We start from the raw sequence: 14,965 nt of genomic DNA on the forward strand, positions 1-14,965 counted from the left end.
GGTGGGCCCGCACGGGGTGCGGGCCCACCGCTGTCGTGCGCTCGACTCAGCGGAGCGAGGACTCCTGCCGGGTCAGCTGGTCGAGCGAGGATCCGCCGACCGGGTCACCGGAGATGCCGTCGAACGTGTACGACGGCGCCGAGTGGCTGGCGTTCTCGTCCGACTCCGTGCGCGTCAGCGTGCCGTTCTCGTCGGAGACCGACTCGGTGAGCGAGCGGGAGTCCGCCGAGGCCAGGTCGCCGCCGACCGCGGCACCGTCGGAGAAGAACGGGAACGCGTAGGCGCCGCGGGCGTCACCCGAACGGGTGGCGAACCGGTCACCGAAAGCGTCCTCCGACGAGCCCGAACGGCCGTTGACCAGACCGAGCGACGGCGCCCCACCGAAGGCGCCTGAGCGCCCACCGAGGGCCTCGCGCGAGGCCGACGAGCTGGACTCGACGCGTCGCGTCGTGCCGTTCTCGTCCGCACGTGCCGAGTCACGCTCGGACGCCGCGGCGTCCTCACGCGTCACCGCGCCGGACAGGCCCTCCGAACGGAACGGAGCGGCCAGGCCGAGCGAGGAGCGGTTGCTCCTCGCCGACCCACGGTCCGAGCCGAGAGGGCCCGTCGTGTCGTCCGAGCGGTCGGAGACCGCGCGGGTGTCACCGAACGAGCCCCTCGGGTCGGCCGTGACCGCCCCGAGGTCGAACCCGCCCGTCGTGCGGGAGGCGCGCGCCTCACGCGTCGTCTCCGAGCGGGCGCCGTTCTCGTCGCTGACCGCGTCACGACGCGTCTGCTCCGAGCTGCGCTCGTCGGAGAACCGGGCGGTCGCGCCGTCGAGGCGCACCGGAGCCGAGAACGTGCCGGACGTGTCCGACGCGCCCCGGGCCGACGTCGAGGACGAGCCGCCGGCGTCACGGGCCGAGGCCGACTCGCGTCGGTCGGCCAGCGAACCGGCCGGGTCGGCCGTCACATCGCCGAGGCCCAGGGTGCCACCGGTCCGCGAGGCGGACTGCGTGGACCGCTCGCTCGTGCGAGTGCCCTGCTCGTCGGTACGGCTCGAACGCTGCGCGTCCGAGGAGGACCGCTCGCTCGTGCCGGTCAGCTCAGCGCCGCCGACGCGGACCGGCGCCGAGGCGGAGGCCGCAGAGCTGCTCGAGGAGCGGCCGCTCGCGCGGTCGGCACCACGGTCGGTGGTGTTGGCGTTCGAGCTGCTCGAGCGGAGCATGCCCGACGGGTCGATCGTGGTGGGCCGCGTGGACAGACCGTACGAGCTCCTGGACGCCTCGCTCGAGGAGCGGGTGTCGGAGGAGGAACGGCCGTCACGGTCGGTCCGCGTGACCGACGACGTCTGGGACGAGGAACGCTCAGTGGTGGCGCCGAGGTGCACGCCACCGATCCGGACCGGGCTCGAGAACGAGGTCCCGGACTGGTTCTGCGAGCTCGATGAACCGTCGTCGGCGCTGGCCATGGTCGCGCCGGCGAACAGGACGCCGCCGGCCAACGCGGCCGTGCCGAGGGATCGCTTGATCCACGTGTGCATGGGAAAGACCTTTCGTCAGTGTCTGTTCTGGCTGCCGCAGGCCTCGGACGAGGTGCGGCGGGAGCAGTACTGACGTCAGTCGGGGCAGACCCCCGGCCGGTAGAAGGCCTGGGTGGCCAGCCGAACGTGGTGGTCGCGTGGAAGGGCCGCGAGCGTCGCCGCGCTGCGCACGGCCTCGGTGGGCGCGGCAGCCGTGGTGTCGCCGTCGGGAGTCGGCAAGACCTGCGCCGTGGCGGGCGCGGGGCCCCCGGTGGGCGCCGGGAACGGGGTCGGGGAGGCCGGCACCGGGCCCTGCGCGGGCGCGCCGGCCAAGGACGCCGAGCCGGGCAGTCGGGTCACGCCGGACCGTTCCGGGGTGGGGCCGGAGCCCGTCTCGGGCAGCCCCTCGTGCATCAGGTCGGCGTCGGCGGGTGTCGCGGGCTGCACCCCAGGGGTGGGGGCGGTGCCAGATGGCGCCGGCGTGGCGGAGTCGCCCGAGGTGTGGGGGGCCGGTGGCGTGGTCGAGCCGGACGGGGCGGGGGGCGTCCCGACGCCGGGAAGGGCGAGGTCGACGACGCGGTGGACCAGTGGCTCGACGGCGTCCGTGACGGGCGCGACGGCGTCGGTCACCGCCCGAACCACCGGCGCGACGGCCTCCACGACGGGCACGACGGGCACGACAGGCGCAATGTGCGCGACGGCGTCGGTCACGGGCCGGACCACGGGCGTGAGGAGACGCGGCGCGACCGGCTCGCCAGCCGGCGGGGCGATGCCCTCGAGCGTCGGCTCCAGGGCGCGGGTGAGCGGGCGGACCGTCTCCGCGTCGGGCGCCGCCTCCTTGCGGATGACCGGCCTCACGGCGCGCTCGACGACCGGCTCGGGGACGGCCTCGGAGACGCTCTTGGAGACAGGCCTCGCGGCGCGCTCCGTGGCGCGCTCCGTGACGGGTGGCGTGACCGGCCGGACGGCGGGCGTGATGACACGGTCGGCTATCGGGTGGGTGACCGATCCGGTGACGCCTGCGAGCAGGCCGTGCGCGTCGTGCCCCTCGTCGGCAGCGGCTGACGTGGCGGTGAGCAGGGAGAACGCCACCCCTCCGAGGACGGCGGCGGCACAGAGCAGGACGGCTCGAAGCAGACGCTTCACCAGCCTGTCCATCGGGTGCTCCTCACGGCGCGGGTCCCTCGGTCACGATGCGGTTCGGAGCCGCGCCCGCGCCCGGATGGCGAAGAACCTCCGTGATCCCAGAGAGATCGGGGGCTGGGTCGTGGGGCGAGGCCCGATGCCACCGTCCCCGACCCGGATGCCTGCCGCCGTCGGAGGCCGAAAGCCGCTGCGCGGCAGGGTGAATCCGCGATACTGGGCTGCATGGGGACGGAGACGTCCGGCTTCGAGGATCTGACGCGTCGGTTCGATGAGATGAGCGCTCAGCTGGCCCTGGCCCGTGCGGACATCGAGACACTGCTCGAGAGCAGCGGGCGTGCCCACCGCCGCCTGGATGCGGGCGAGGACGAGGCCGGCCGGAGTCGGGGGCAGGCGGCTGAGGATCGGGAGCGGATCAAGGCCCTCGAGGACCGCGCGGCCATCGACCGTGAGCTGCTGGTGGAGATCCGGAATGAGGGCCTGCTGCTGGAGGGGGAGAACCGTAGCCTCCACGAGGCGCTCCAGACGGCGCGCGCCATCGGCGCCGCCGTCGGCATCGTGATGGCACTGCGTCAGGTCAAGGAGGTCGAGGCCTTCGGCGTGCTGCGTGTTGCGAGCCAGGCGCAGAACCGCAAGCTCCGCGTCATCGCCGAAGAGATCGTCATCGCCGGCGACCTGACCTCCTTGCCCGAGCACTGACCTGACGGGCTCGCCTCTGGCGTCGACGAACTCAGAGCCAGGAGCGGATGGTGGCGATGCCCTCGGCGATGGCGCGGGTGCCGGTGTTGCCGAACCCGATGACGAGCTGTCCCGGGGTCGTCGCGCCGGTCGACCGGTAGCGGCTCATCCCGTGGACGCCGACGCCGCGCTCTCGGGCGCGTGCCACGACGCGCTCCTCCGGTGACCCCTCGGGCAGGTGCGCCACGGCGTGGAAACCGGCGGCAAGCCCGGTGAGGCGGATCTCCGGCGCGTGTGCGTCGATCGCCGCGACCAGGGCCTCGCGGCGTCTCGCGTACTCGGCCCGCATCCGCCGCAGGTGCCGGTCGTACCGACCCGACTCCACGAGCACCGCGAGAGCGAGCTGGTCGAGGGTGGGGGTGCCGCGGTCGACCGTGCGCCGGACCGCGGCCACCGGGTCGACGAGCCAGGGCGGCAGGATCACCCAGCCGAGACGCAGCGCCGGAGCCAGCGACTTGCTCACCGTGCCGATCGCGACGACCCGGTGCGGGTCGAGGCCTTGCAGCGACCCGACCGGCTCACGGTCGTAACGGAACTCGGAGTCGTACTCGTCCTCGACGATGACGGCGTCGAGGCGTCGGGCCCACGCGAGCAGGTCGTGGCGGCGACCGGGCGTCAGCACGACGCCGGTGGGCCACTGGTGCGCGGGGGTCACGACGACGACGCGGGCGCCGGTGCGGTCGAGGGCCTCGACGTCGATGCCCTCGTCGTCGACCGGCACCGGGACGCACTCGCCGTGGGCGGCCCTGGCCGCGGCCGTCACGGTGCCGACCGAGCCGGGGTCCTCGACGGCGACGAGCCGGCGGCCGGTCGCCGCGAGCGTCTGGAGCACCACGGTGAGGCCCTGCTGGTAGCCGGCGCAGACCATGATCCGCTCGGCGCTCGCGTCGGCGGCCCGGACCCGGCGGAGGTAGGCGGCGAGGACCTCGCGCAGGGTGGCCTCGCCGAGCACGTCGCCGTAGTCGAAGGCCGACGCCGGGGCGGTCCGGCACGCCTCGCGGACGGCCCAGGCCCAGTCCTGCCGCGGCACGAGGCGAAGGTCGGGCACGCCCGCCTCGAAGTCGGCCACGAGGCTCGGAGGCGGCACAGCGGTCTGCCGGGCCGGCCGATCGACCGTAATGGTCGACACGACGGCGACGCGGGTCGCCGAGCCGGGCCGGGACACGAGGTAGCCCTCGGCCACGAGCTGCTCGTAGCACTCCTGCACGATGCCGCGGGAGATGCCGAGGTGGCCGGCGAGGGCCCTCGAGGACGGGAGGCGCTCGCCCGCGGCGAGGCGGCCGTTGCGGATCGCGTCGCGCACCTGCATCTCGAGTTGGGACCGCAACGGCACCGACACGTCGCGGTCGATGGTCAGCAACAGCTCCGGTGCCGAACTGGACCACTCGACAGCCATGCAACTGGACTGTAACAGCGGTCCGGTGCCTCGTAGCGTCGTCGACATGAGCCCCCTGATGTCCCGACAGCTCGCCGTGCGCCTCGTGTCGGTCGTGGCCTGCGCCGTCGGCTTCTACCTGCCGCTGTCGGTCATCCCGATGTTCGCCGACGCGCACGGCGCGGTGGCGGCCGCGGGCCTGGCGAACGGAGCCCTGCTCGGCGCGACCGTCGCGGCCGAGCTGGCGACGCCCCGCCTCGTCGACCGGGTCGGGCACCGGTGGGCGCTGAGCCTCGGGCTGGTCCTGCTCGGCACCCCGGCCCTGCTCCTGCTCACCCCGGCAGGCGCCTCCGTCGGCGCCACCCTGGCCGTCAACGCCGTGCGCGGCGTCGGTTTCGCCGTCACCGTCGTGTCCGGTGGCGCGCTCACCGCGGCCCTCCTGCCCGCCGACCGACGCGGTGAGGGCCTCGCCCTCGTCGGCCTCGTCGGCGGTGTCCCCTCCCTGCTCGCCCTGCCCTTCGGCGCGTGGGCGGCCGCGAACTGGGGCTACGCCGTCGTCTTCGTCCTCACCGCCCTCGTGCCGCTGGCCGCGGTCGTGAGCGTCCCCGGCCTGCCGCCCGGGCTCGGGCGGCGACCGTCGCCCGACGCCTCGCCCGGCCGCGAGCTATCCCGCAGGAGCCCCGGGGTGGTCGCCGGTTTGCGCGACCCGCGCCTGACCCGGCCCGCCGCGGTCTTCGCCACCTCGGCGTCGGCCGCCGGCGTCCTCGTCACCTACCTGCCGCTCGCCGTCGGCGACCACTCCGGCTGGGTGGTCCCGGTGGCCCTGCTGGCGCAGCCCACGACCTCCACCCTCGCGCGCTGGTGGGCCGGACGCGTCGGCGACCGCATCGGCCAGGCGCGGCTGCTCGTGCCCGGCGTCACGCTCGCGGTCGCGGGGATGGCGGCGCTGGCGGCGACCGGGTCGGGCGCGCTCGTCGTCGCCGGGGCCGTCGTCTTCGGGGCGGGCTTCGGGGTGCTGCAGAACGCGTCGCTGGCCCTCATGTACGCGAGAGCGCCCCAGGACGCCTACGCCGCGGTCAGCGCCATCTGGAACGGCGCGTACGACCTCGGCATGGGGCTGGGCGCAGTGCTCGTCGGCGCCCTCGTGGCCTCGACCGGCTACGGCGTCGCCTTCCTCGTCGTCGCGGCCGGCATGCTCCCCGCGCTCGCCCTGGCGCGCCGCGAAGGGCGACCCACCGTCGTCGACCGCCCCGCGGCCGACGCCGTCCCCGTTCCCGCACCCCTCACCACCTGAGAGGCACCACCATGAACCGCATCATCGTCTGGATGCAGGCGTCCGCCGACGGCTACACCTCCGGCCCCAACGGCGAGTTCGACTGGGCTGACGTGAGGGACGAGCTGCACACCCACTTCGTCAGCACGCTGCGCGAGGCCGGCCTCTTCGTCTACGGCAGAACGGTGTTCGACATGATGGCCTCCTTCTGGCCCATCGCGGACACCCTGCCGGACAGCACGCCCAACCAGGTCGCGTACGCCCGCATCTGGCGACCGATGCCCAAGGCCGTCCTGTCCGCGACCCGTGGGAGCGCCGACTGGAACTCCACGGTGCTGCCGTCGACGGACGGACTGCGCGCGCTGGTCGACGCCGCCGACGGCGACGCGTACGTGTTCGGCGGCTCGCGCACCGTCGCGGCACTCGAGCAGGCGGACCTCGTCGACGAGTACCAGGTGTTCGTCCACCCGGTCCTGCTCGGCGGTGGCGCGCCGTTCCACGCCGTCGACGGCCGCCGCGACCTGCGGCTCGCGGAGGCCCGCACCTTCGACGGACGCGTCGTCGGCCTGCGGCACGTGCGCGACCGGGACGCGTCCTGACCCCTAGCGCGGCGCCGTTGGGGGGCCGTTCGGGGGCCGTCGAGGGGCGGTCGATGCGTCGGCACTGGTCAGGGACGCCCGGGACGAGCGACCGCCTGTCGGCGGGCGCTGGCAGACTCCGGGGCGTGTCCCGGCCACCGCGCATCGAGCCCTCGGGCGAGGCCGTCGCGCGGATCGCCTCCACCGCGCTGGCACTGCCCGACGCGTACGAGGAGGACGCCTGGACCGGCGTCCGATGGCGCGTCCGCACCAAGACCTTCGCCCACGTCCAGGTCGCCCAGGAGGGGTACACGTCGGCGTACCGCGACGTGACCGGCGTGAGCGCACCGACCACGGTGCTGACCTTCCGCTCATCCGGCGACGAGCTGTCGGCCCTGGCTGCCGCGGGCCCGCCGTTCTACCGGCCGCCGTGGTCGCCCACCGTCGTCGGCATGGTGCTCGACGACGACACCGACTGGGGCGAGGTCGCCGAGCTGGTCACCGAGAGCTACCGGTTCTGCGCACCGCAGATGCTGAGGCGCCTGCTGCACCAGTGACGGTCGACGCCGCGGGTGGCCGCCCGATCAGCCCTGCAACGCGCGCTCGATGGTCCGCTGGATCGTGATCGGCCAGTCCGTCTGGCTGGCGACGGTGACCAGCTCGGAGGACGACGACAGCCTCAGCACCCGGCTCTGCGCCTGCCGCCAGGCCCCGTCGAGCGGCGTCGACGTCGGCGGAAGCCGCAGGTAGGCGTCCCACGACCTCGGGTCGAGGCTCTCGCGGTTGGTCGCCGGGTCGTTGAAGCGGTCGAGGTCGCCCCACAGGTTGCTCAGCTCGAGGTCGCCCGGGTCCCTCGGCGGCAGCAGCCGGGACAGCGCCCCGTGAGGACCCATGAAGCCGGGCGGGGACGGCATCGTGAGCAGCACCCCGCGGGCGTCCTTCTCGTGCCGGCTCGCCCACGTGAGAGCGATGGGCGCACCGAGCGTGTCACCGAGCACCACGACGGGACGCGCGAGCCCCAGCCCGGAGATGACGCCGTCGAGGTCGTCGGCGAGGGAGGCGAAGGTCTGCACCCGCGTCGCCGCGTCGCTGCGGCCGACGCCGAGCCGGTCGTAGAGGCACACCCGACCCTGCGCGGCCAGGCTCTGCACGAAGGGCGCCGTCTCGTCCATCGACTGCCCGTAGTCGGCCACGAGGATGACCGAGGGTCCGCTGCCTCCGCACCGCGCCCGGAAGTGCCGGCCCGCGACGACGACGTCGCGTTCCGGATCCAGCGTCGCGGTCGGGGTGGCTCCGGGAGCCACGGTGCTCGTCTCCCGCGCCGAGGTCGTGCTCGAGGTGACGGGGGCCGTGCCGCCGGTGCAGCCGGCGAGCCCGAGGCCGAAGGCCAGCCCTGCGGCGGCGACCGCGGCCAGGTGGGCGGGGCGATACCTGCGCCGGTTGCGTGTGGTTGACATCGGGGGCCTCCTGACGAGTGCGTGACCACCTCTGCTCGTCCACTTCGATGATGACCGCTGGGCACGCGTCTGTCTGTGCGCTCGGTGACACGACGGGCCGGTGCGGGCCGCAAGTTCAGCCTCGTCGGGTGAGCCGCAGGTCGAGCACCGCGCCCAGCATGGATGGACGGTGCGACGGGACGCGGGGGAGGGGTGGCCCGGGCGAGGAGGTGGGGATGACCGCGGCGATCTGCGTGTTCGCCCTGCTCGTGATCCTCTTCGTCAGCCTGTCGGCACGGGTGGCGAGGGCCGACCTGACCGGTCCGATGATCTTCCTCGTGGCCGGTGGATGTCTCGCCGGCCTGTCCCTGTTCGAGCCTGCTGTCGAGGGCGCGGCGATCCGGACGCTGGCCGAGGTCACGCTGGTGCTCGTGCTGTTCCATGACGCGGCCGAGCTGCAGCCGCGGGAGCTGCGCTCGGACTCGGCCTTCACCGTCCGGCTGCTGCTCGTCGGCCTTCCGCTGACGATCGGCGCCGGGTACCTGGCGGCGCGGGCCCTGTTCCCGGACATCGGGGTGTGGCTCGCGCTGCTCGTCGCCGCGGCGCTGGCGCCGACCGATGCCGGTCTGGGCGCCGCGACCGTGCTCAATCCGGTGGTCCCGGCGCGGGTGCGCCGCATCCTGAACGTCGAGAGCGGCCTCAACGACGGACTGGCGACGCCCGTGGTCCTCTTCGCCATCGCCACGGCCTCCGGGTCCGGGCACGACACCGGCTCAGGGGAACCCGACGTCATGGCCGCCGTGCTGGAGATCCTCGTCGGCGTCCTGGTCGGCGTGTCGGTCGGGTACCTCGCCGGCCGCCTCGTGGAGCTGGCCCGCAGCCGCGCCTGGGCGGAGCGGACCCTGCTCCCCCTCGCGACGCTCGCCGTGCCGGTGCTCTGCTACTACGGCGCGCACGGTCTGGGTGGCAACGGCTTCATCGCCGCCTTCGTGGCCGGCACGGCGTACGCGGCGAGCCAGACGAGCGTCGCCGACGTGCACGACACGATCGGCTTCACCGGCCTGACCTCCACCTTCCTGGCCTTCGGCGTCTGGTTGGTCTTCGGCGCCGTCGTGGCATCCCATCTCGCGTCGCTCGTCACGTGGCAGAACCTCACGTATGCCGTGCTGTCCCTCACGGTGCTGCGCATGGTCCCGGTCGGCCTCTCACTGCTCGGTTCCCGCCTACGGCCCCAGACCGTCGTGTTCGTCGGGTGGTTCGGCCCCCGCGGGCTGGCGTCGATCATCTTCGCGCTCATCGCCTACGAGTCGCTCGACGCCGACCCCGTCGTCACCACGGTCCTGGGCGTCATCGCCATCACGGTCATGCTCAGCGTCGTCGCGCACGGTCTCACGGCCTCGCCCTGGGCGCAGCGCTACGGGTCGTGGGCGAGGAGGACCGGACCCGCCGTCGAGTCCGCCGAGGCCGTCGAGCCGTTGCACCGCCACGGTTTCGTGGCACCGCCCGGCAACCGCGGCTAGGCGTGGGCGCGGGTTCACGCGTCGGTGACGCAGCGGAAGCCGATGTGCGTCGTCGACGTGTCGAGCGACTGCGGTGAGCGGGCCGCGGGGCGGTAGCGGAGGCAGTACTCCGGAGCGCACAGGTGCGAGCCGCCCTTGAGGGCCATGCGGACCGTCGGGTCGGTGACCGACGTGACCGACGTGACCGACGTAACGGTGGGGCCCGACGGCCCGCAGCACGGGTGCGCGACGACGTGGCGGGCCGCATACGTCGTCGTGGTCCACTCCCAGACGTTCCCGATCATGTCGACGAGACCGTGGACGTTCGGCGGGAACGTGCCGACGGGTGACGTGCCGACCCAGCCGTCTGCGCCCTCGTTGAGGTTCGGGAACCGCCCCTGCCAGGTGTTGGCCATGAGCCTGCCGCCGGGCCGTGCCTCGTCGCCCCACGCGTAGGTGCTCGTGACGCCCCCGCCTGCAGCGTGCTCCCACTCGGCCTCCGTCGGCAGCCGCCGACCGGCCCACTCGGCGTAGGCGGCGGCGTCCGCGTAGGCGACCTGCACGACGGGGTGGTCGCCCTTGTCGTCGATGGAGCTGTCCGCGCCCGACGGGTGACGCCAGGTGGCTCCGGGGACCCAGGTCCACCACTGCCGCCAGTCGGCGAGGTCGACCGGACCGGCCGTCGGGCGGAACACCAGCGCACCCGGACGCCGGTCCTCGGGCGCCACGTCCGGGTACAGGTCGGCGTCGAGTGGCCGTTCGGCCACGGTGACGTGGCCGGTCTCGGCGACGAACCGTGCGAACTGGGCGTTCGTCACCGGATGCCGTTCGACCGCGAGCGCCCCGACGGTCTCCTCGTGCACCGGGCCCTCGTCCGGATAGAACCGGTTCGACCCCATCGCGAACCGGCCCCCCGGCACCCCCACCAGCTCGGTGAGCCCGACGCGCTCCGCCATGCCCCGCACGCTACCCCTGCCGCCGCGGTCCACAATCCCCCGCGGCGGGTGATGCCGCGGCGGCCGGCCCGGGACAGCGTGGGTCGCGCCTCGGTGCTGGAAGGAGCCCGCCATGACCGATCTGCCTCGCACGTCCCTGCCGATCCCGGACCCTGCCGCGCCGTCAGCCCCGGCCCTGGATGCCAGGGATCCGGCCGCGAGCTCTCCGCCGATCGAGCCCGTGTATCCCCCACGGGGAGCGCCCAACGTGCTGGTGATTCTCATCGACGACTGTGGTTTCGGCGCCCCGAGCACGTTCGGAGGCCCGATCCGCACGCCGGCCTTCGACCGGCTCGCGGCGGCAGGGCTGCGGTACACGCGGTTCCACACGACGGCGCTGTGCTCGCCCACGCGAGCTGCGTTGCTGTCCGGTCGGAACCACCACACGGTCGGCATGGGCGGCGTCACCGAGATCGCCACCTCCGCTCCCGGCTACTCCTCGCTCCGCCCCAAGAGCTGCGCGCCCCTCGCGGAGACGCTCAAGCTCAACGGCTACTCGACGGCACAGTTCGGCAAGTGCCACGAGGTCCCGGTGTGGCAGACCAGCTCGATGGGCCCGTTCGACAACTGGCCGACGGGAGGTGGTGGGTTCGAGCACTTCTACGGGTTCATCGGCGGCGAGACCAACCAGTACGCCCCCGCGATCTACCGCGACACCGTCCCGGTCGAGCCCGACCGGAGCCCCGAGGAGGGCTACCACTTCACCGAGGACATGACCGACCACGCCATCGAGTGGGTGCGCCAGCAGAAGGCGCTCATGCCGGACCGTCCCTTCTTCGTCTACTTCGCGCCCGGCGCCACCCACGCACCGCACCACGTCCCGGTCGAGTGGTCGGACCGGTACCGGGGCCAGTTCGACGCAGGATGGGATGTGCTGCGCGAGCAGACCCTGGCCCGGCAGAAGGAGCTCGGCGTGGTGCCGCCGGAGGCGATCCTCACCGCCCGGCCGGAGGAGATTCCCGCCTGGGACGACATGCCCGAGGACCTGAAGCCGGTCCTGGCCCGCCAGATGGAGGTGTACGCAGGCTTCCTCGAGCACACCGACCACCACGTCGGACGCCTCATCGACACGCTCGAGGAGCTCGGGGTGCTCGACGACACCCTCGTCTACGCCATCACCGGCGACAACGGCGCCTCGGCCGAGGGCACCACCGAGGGGTGCTTCAACGAGCTCGTCGTGCTCAACGGCGCCAACGCGCTGCAGACCACCGAGTTCATGGCCTCGCGGATCGAGGACTTCGGGACGCCGGCGGCGTACAACCACTACGCGGTCGGCTGGGCGCACGCGATGGACACCCCGTACCAGTGGACCAAGCAGGTCGCCTCACACTGGGGCGGGACCCGCAACGGCACGATCGTCCACTGGCCCAACGGGATCCAGGCCAAGGGAGAGGTGCGCCACCAGTTCCACCACGTCATCGACGTCGCTCCCACCGTGCTCGAGGTCGTGGGCCTGCCGGAGCCGACCTTCGTGCACGGCATCCAGCAGCGGCCCTACGAGGGCGTCAGCATGGGCTACAGCTTCGATGCGCCGACGGCCGAGGACCGGCACCGCACGCAGTACTTCGAGATCTTCTGCAACCGCGGCATCTACCACGAGGGGTGGACCGCGGTGACCCGCCACTCGACCCCGTGGGTCGTCGAGCAGCTGCCGCCCTTCGCCGACGACAAGTGGGAACTCTATGGGCCCGATGACTGGACGCAGTCCCGCGACCTGGCGTCGGAAGACCCCGACCAGCTCGCTCGTCTGCAGTCGATGTTCCTCATCGAAGCCGCCAAGCACAACGTCTTCCCGCTCGATGACCGACGCGTCGAGCGGTTCGACCCGGCCATGGCCGGCAGGCCCTCGCTCATCGGGGGCAAGACCCAGGTGCTGTACGGCGGAATGGGCCGGCTCACCGAGAACAGCGTGCTCAACATCAAGAACCGTTCACACGCCGTGACGGCGGACGTCACGATCCCCGACGGAGGCGCCAGGGGAGTCGTCGTCGCGCAAGGCGGGGCTTTCGGCGGCTGGTCGGTCTACCTGCACGAGGGAGCTCTCGCCTACTGCTACAACCTCTTCGGGATGCGGGTGTTCAAGGTCTACGGCGAGGAGCCCGTTCAGGTGGGCGAGCACCAGCTCCGCGTCGAGTTCGCTTACGACGGTGGGGGACTCGGCAAGGGAGGCTCTGTCTCGCTGTTCGTCGACGGCCGGCCAGCGGGCGGCGGTCGGGTCGAGGCGACCGTTCCCCTGGTCTTCTCCGCGGACGAGACCCTGGACGTCGGCAGTGACAGTGCGACACCGGTCAGCGACGACTACGACCTCAGGACCGGGATCTTCACGGGCCGCGTCCACCGGGTCCAGATCGACCTTGACGAGAACGCCGAGGACCCCGACCACCTCATCAGTGCTGAGCAGCGGATGCAGGTCGCCCTGACGCGGCAGTGAGCGTCGCGTGGCGTCGGCGCGCCACGCGCAACGGACGCCAGGGGGCAGATCACCCCAGCGGGATGATGCCCGCCGTGGTTCCCCCGGGCGAGCGTGGAGCTGGCCTCGCCGGCGGAAGGAGCACCCCTTGTCCGGTTACCCGCTCATCGCCGACCACGGCCTCATCGGTGACCTGCAGACCTCCGCCCTCGTCTCCACCGACGGCACCATCGACTGGTTCTGCGCCCCCCGGTTCGACTCACCGAGCACCTTCGGCTCGCTGCTCGACCACGAGCGCGGCGGCCGGTGCAGCGTCACCGCGAAGGCAGACGTCTTCACCCGCAAGCAGCTCTACTTTCCCGGCACCGCGGTCCTCGTGACCCGTTTCCTCACCGAGGACGGAGTCGGCGAGGTCGTCGACTTCATGCCCGTCGCGGGGCAGACCGAGGCCGCCGAGCACCGGATCGTGCGGATGGTGCGATGCGTCCGTGGGTCGATGACCTTCACCGTCGAGATCGCGCCGCGTTTCGACTACGGGCGAGAGCCCCACGAGGCCGACCTGAGCGAGGACGGCGTGGTGTTCCGGGGCGCACGGACCACGATGTGCGTCGACCTCGTGCGGGAACCGCACGACGAGCGCCTCGCCATCGGGACCGTGGACGCGCAGGGCGACGTGCGGGCCGAGCTGCCCCTGACCGCCGGCCAGATGCGCGGGTTCGTCCTGCGGTCCGGCGGCGTCGGGCCGGCCCGCGCGCTGCGGGTGGCGGAGGCGTGGACGCTGTTCGACGACACCGTCCGGTTCTGGCGCTCGTGGCTGTCGCAGTGCAGCTACTTCGGGCGCTGGCGCGAGATCGTGCACCGCTCGGCCATCACGCTCAAGCTCATGACGTACGCGCCCAGCGGCGGCCTCGTCGCCGCCCCGACCGCAGCGCTGCCCGAACAGATCGGCGGGGAGCGCAACTGGGACTACCGGTACACGTGGGTGCGCGACGCGTCGTTCTCGGTCTACTCGTTGCTGGGGCTGGGCTTCACCGAGGAGGCCGCGGCCCTCGGGCGCTGGCTCGGAGCCCGGGTCCGCGAGCAGCGCGGCGGAACGGCCGGGCCGCTGAACATCATGTACCGCGTCGACGGGTCCAGCGACCTCGTCGAGGAGGTGCTCGAGCACTGGGAGGGCTATCGCGGCAGCGCCCCGGTACGCATCGGCAACGGCGCCGCCGACCAGCTCCAGCTCGACATCTACGGCGAGGCGATGGACAGCATCTGGGTCGGCGACCGGCGTGGCCTCGAGGCGAGCCACGAGGGCTGGCAGCACATTCGCGACCTGCTCGACTGGCTGGCCGAGCACTGGGACCAGCCGGAGGAGGGGATCTGGGAGACGCGTGGAGGGCGGCAGAACTTCACGTACGGACGCGTCATGTGCTGGGTCGCCCTCGACCGCGGCATCCGCCTGGCGGCCGACAACGGGCGGCCGGCACCGCTGGAGCGGTGGCGCGCCGAGCGTGACGCGATCTACGAGCAGGTCATGGACCGGGGCTGGCACGAAGGGCGGCAGGCCTTCGTGCAGCACTACGACACCGACGTCCTCGACTCCTCCCTGCTGCGCATGTCGTCGGCCGGCATCATCGCCCCCACCGACCCGCGGTGGACCTCCACCCTCGCGGCGATGGACGACGAGCTCGTCACCGACAGCCTCGTCTACCGCTACGACCCGGCCGCCTCTCCCGACGGACTGCGCGGGTCGGAAGGCACCTTCTCGCTGTGCACCTTCGCCTACGTCGACGCCCTCGCCCGAGCGGGGCAGCTCGACAAGGCGCTCGTGACCTTCGAGAAGATGCTGACCTACGCCAACCACCTCGGGCTGTACTCGGAGGAGATCGCGCTGACCGGTGAGCAGATCGGCAACTTCCCGCAGGCGTTCACCCACCTGGCCCTCATCGACGCAGCCATCACCCTCGACGGGGCACTCGACCGCGCTACCCGGTCACGATTCCCGTCCTGAGACGACGCGATCAGGCCT

Annotated in this window: 13 protein-coding genes; 8 read left to right on the plus strand and 5 right to left on the minus strand. The window is 72.9% G+C overall.

Annotated features, from left to right (window positions below):
- Window positions 1-46: 46 nt before the first annotated feature.
- Window positions 47-952, minus strand: a complete 906-nt coding sequence (locus tag RY076_RS00455) for a hypothetical protein (RefSeq protein WP_323095347.1) — start codon at window positions 950-952, stop codon at window positions 47-49.
- A 43-nt stretch (window positions 953-995) separates the two neighbouring features.
- Here RY076_RS00455 and RY076_RS00460 point away from each other — a divergent pair, with 43 nt between their 5' ends.
- Window positions 996-1,595, plus strand: a complete 600-nt coding sequence (locus tag RY076_RS00460; protein ID WP_323095348.1) for a hypothetical protein — start codon at window positions 996-998, stop codon at window positions 1,593-1,595.
- A gap of 2 nt (window positions 1,596-1,597) precedes the next feature.
- Here the strand turns inward: RY076_RS00460 and RY076_RS00465 are convergent, their stop codons facing one another.
- Window positions 1,598-2,659 carry a hypothetical protein gene (locus tag RY076_RS00465; RefSeq protein ID WP_323095349.1) on the minus strand — a complete coding sequence of 354 codons (1,062 nt, stop codon included), beginning with the start codon at window positions 2,657-2,659 and terminating at the stop codon, window positions 1,598-1,600.
- 210 nt (window positions 2,660-2,869) lie between these two features.
- Between RY076_RS00465 and RY076_RS00470 the strand changes: the two genes are divergently transcribed.
- A complete protein-coding gene (locus RY076_RS00470; protein WP_323095350.1) occupies window positions 2,870-3,343 on the plus strand; it encodes an ANTAR domain-containing protein in 474 nt (157 codons plus the stop codon).
- A 31-nt stretch (window positions 3,344-3,374) separates the two neighbouring features.
- On the opposite strand, the gene pdxR is transcribed toward RY076_RS00470, so the two are convergent.
- The gene (gene pdxR, locus RY076_RS00475; RefSeq protein ID WP_323095351.1) at window positions 3,375-4,778 is read right to left on the minus strand and encodes a MocR-like pyridoxine biosynthesis transcription factor PdxR; all 1,404 of its coding nucleotides are present in this window, start codon (window positions 4,776-4,778) and stop codon (window positions 3,375-3,377) included.
- A 46-nt stretch (window positions 4,779-4,824) separates the two neighbouring features.
- Between pdxR and RY076_RS00480 the strand changes: the two genes are divergently transcribed.
- The 3 genes from RY076_RS00480 to RY076_RS00490 all read left to right on the plus strand — a co-directional run bounded on the left by RY076_RS00480 (window position 4,825) and on the right by RY076_RS00490 (window position 7,165).
- Window positions 4,825-6,051, plus strand: coding sequence for an MFS transporter (locus RY076_RS00480; RefSeq protein WP_323095352.1), 1,227 nt, complete (start codon window positions 4,825-4,827; stop codon window positions 6,049-6,051).
- Window positions 6,052-6,062: 11 nt separating this feature from the next.
- Window positions 6,063-6,629: a dihydrofolate reductase family protein gene (locus RY076_RS00485; RefSeq protein ID WP_323095354.1), complete on the plus strand. Its 567-nt coding sequence runs from the start codon at window positions 6,063-6,065 to the stop codon at window positions 6,627-6,629.
- Between the two features lie 125 nt (window positions 6,630-6,754).
- Window positions 6,755-7,165 carry an MmcQ/YjbR family DNA-binding protein gene (locus tag RY076_RS00490; RefSeq protein WP_323095356.1) on the plus strand — a complete coding sequence of 137 codons (411 nt, stop codon included), beginning with the start codon at window positions 6,755-6,757 and terminating at the stop codon, window positions 7,163-7,165.
- 27 nt (window positions 7,166-7,192) lie between these two features.
- On the opposite strand, the gene RY076_RS00495 is transcribed toward RY076_RS00490, so the two are convergent.
- Window positions 7,193-8,065 (minus strand): alpha/beta fold hydrolase, encoded by an 873-nt coding sequence (locus RY076_RS00495; protein ID WP_323095358.1) that lies wholly within the window; start codon window positions 8,063-8,065, stop codon window positions 7,193-7,195.
- A gap of 215 nt (window positions 8,066-8,280) precedes the next feature.
- On the opposite strand from RY076_RS00495, the gene RY076_RS00500 reads away from it, so the two are divergent.
- Window positions 8,281-9,564: a cation:proton antiporter gene (locus RY076_RS00500; protein ID WP_323095359.1), complete on the plus strand. Its 1,284-nt coding sequence runs from the start codon at window positions 8,281-8,283 to the stop codon at window positions 9,562-9,564.
- Between the two features lie 14 nt (window positions 9,565-9,578).
- On the opposite strand, the gene RY076_RS00505 is transcribed toward RY076_RS00500, so the two are convergent.
- A complete protein-coding gene (locus tag RY076_RS00505; protein ID WP_323095360.1) occupies window positions 9,579-10,499 on the minus strand; it encodes a formylglycine-generating enzyme family protein in 921 nt (306 codons plus the stop codon).
- A 112-nt stretch (window positions 10,500-10,611) separates the two neighbouring features.
- Between RY076_RS00505 and RY076_RS00510 the strand changes: the two genes are divergently transcribed.
- A complete protein-coding gene (locus RY076_RS00510) occupies window positions 10,612-12,969 on the plus strand; it encodes an arylsulfatase (RefSeq protein WP_323095361.1) in 2,358 nt (785 codons plus the stop codon).
- 127 nt (window positions 12,970-13,096) lie between these two features.
- Window positions 13,097-14,947, plus strand: a complete 1,851-nt coding sequence (locus RY076_RS00515) for a glycoside hydrolase family 15 protein (protein WP_323095362.1) — start codon at window positions 13,097-13,099, stop codon at window positions 14,945-14,947.
- Window positions 14,948-14,965: the final 18 nt, after the last annotated feature.

This window comes from Intrasporangium zincisolvens, from assembly GCF_034724055.1.
GTDB lineage: Bacteria > Actinomycetota > Actinomycetes > Actinomycetales > Dermatophilaceae > Monashia > Monashia zincisolvens.

Coding starts and splice junctions, on each gene's coding strand:
- RY076_RS00465 (WP_323095349.1), bottom strand. CDS start 2,659: ATGGACAGGCTGGTGAAGCGTCTGCTTCGAGCCGTCCTGCTCTGTGCC.
- RY076_RS00470 (WP_323095350.1), top strand. CDS start 2,870: ATGGGGACGGAGACGTCCGGCTTCGAGGATCTGACGCGTCGGTTCGAT.
- pdxR (WP_323095351.1), bottom strand. CDS start 4,778: ATGGCTGTCGAGTGGTCCAGTTCGGCACCGGAGCTGTTGCTGACCATC.
- RY076_RS00480 (WP_323095352.1), top strand. CDS start 4,825: ATGAGCCCCCTGATGTCCCGACAGCTCGCCGTGCGCCTCGTGTCGGTC.
- RY076_RS00485 (WP_323095354.1), top strand. CDS start 6,063: ATGAACCGCATCATCGTCTGGATGCAGGCGTCCGCCGACGGCTACACC.
- RY076_RS00495 (WP_323095358.1), bottom strand. CDS start 8,065: ATGTCAACCACACGCAACCGGCGCAGGTATCGCCCCGCCCACCTGGCC.
- RY076_RS00500 (WP_323095359.1), top strand. CDS start 8,281: ATGACCGCGGCGATCTGCGTGTTCGCCCTGCTCGTGATCCTCTTCGTC.
- RY076_RS00505 (WP_323095360.1), bottom strand. CDS start 10,499: ATGGCGGAGCGCGTCGGGCTCACCGAGCTGGTGGGGGTGCCGGGGGGC.
- RY076_RS00510 (WP_323095361.1), top strand. CDS start 10,612: ATGACCGATCTGCCTCGCACGTCCCTGCCGATCCCGGACCCTGCCGCG.